Consider the following 1,208-nt stretch of genomic DNA (forward strand, 5'->3'; position numbering starts at 1 on the left):
TGCCCGCCCGCCACAGTCGAGCCGAGCCGCCCGCACGCGCGGGGAGCGAGCGCCGAAGAAGCGAGCTCCGTTTCTATCACTTTCGTTGAGTCCGGCATACGGGGCAAAACGTCATCAGGTGTGCTCCCTCGCGGATGCAGGAGCAGGGGAAGGCCTGGCGGTCCTCCGGCGCACGGCAGGGACTATCCCCCCGAGCGCGGGGATGGCCCCGGCCGGCGCTCCGTCTCGAAGGCGATGAACGAGTGCTCCCCGCGCCCGCGGGGATGGTCCCGAACTCACCGCATCCATGGGCATGTTGGCGGAGTCCAGCCAGGTGATTTCTGCGCCGCCGCGGCTGCCGGTCCGCGGGTTGCAGGGTGTGGGTGTGCGGCCGGCCGGCTGCACACCAGCACAACGCACCTCGCTGGCCTGCGGTTTCCACGGCGGGGTGATCCGCGCGCTGGAACGGGTAACCGTCGGCTGTTCGGGCACACGAGACGTCATGCACGGACTACATGCGCGTCCCACCAGCAGCAGTCTCATCGGCCAGGCCTCCACAGCTGAGACATCGCCGCCCGGTCACGACGGCGCCAAGCACTCACGCCGAGGCCGGCGCACCGGCCGCCTGCGTCGCCGCGTCCTCGCTTACCGGGCAATCGATTTCCTGTCCACGCACATCCCGGACGACCCCGGCCCGGGCGACGAATGCCTGCTCCTCGTGCACACCCGCCAGGTCGTCGGCCAGGTCCGGTACCGGATCTGCACTGACTGCGCCCAGGGTGTCATCACCGCTGTCGTCATCGACGAGCGCTTCCACAGCACCGGCCTGGGCACCCGTGCGCTGTCGCATCTACGGTCCCGCCACCCGGGACTGACCTGGCGCAGCACGCTGCGCAAGCGCACCACCCGTGATCTCCTGCGCCGGATGCGCATTCCCACAACCACTTCTCCCACGCCCTGCCCCCACGCTCACCAGACACTCTCTGCCCCGGCCGGCCCGATACTCGCCAGCGGCTGACCTCAACGCCAGCGGAACAGCGCACCTGCCAGCTCAGCGGCGCAGCGCACCTGCCGGCGCAGTAGGTCATGGACGGTTGGCCGTCGTCGCGCCACTTGGTGAACTGGTACCTCACCGCGCCGCGCGGCGGCGCCGGCATGGGTGAGGGGTGGCAGGGCATCCGAGGTGAAGGGTGGGCCGACCGCGCTGTCGGTGCCGCCCGTCGACATCG

Annotated in this window: 1 protein-coding gene; it reads left to right on the top strand. The window is 70.4% G+C overall.

The annotated features are described in order from the left end of the window. Positions 1-286: 286 nt before the first annotated feature. Positions 287-997: a hypothetical protein gene (locus tag JK361_RS41935; RefSeq protein WP_236054680.1), complete on the top strand. Its 711-nt coding sequence runs from the start codon at positions 287-289 to the stop codon at positions 995-997. Positions 998-1,208 lie beyond the last annotated feature (211 nt).

Source organism: Streptomyces musisoli, from assembly GCF_016741855.1.
In the GTDB taxonomy this organism is placed as follows: domain Bacteria; phylum Actinomycetota; class Actinomycetes; order Streptomycetales; family Streptomycetaceae; genus Streptomyces; species Streptomyces musisoli.

What these genes read in the sequence shown, in the direction of transcription:
- JK361_RS41935 (WP_236054680.1), top strand. Translation starts at nt 287, where the DNA reads ATGGGCATGTTGGCGGAGTCCAGCCAGGTGATTTCTGCGCCGCCGCGG.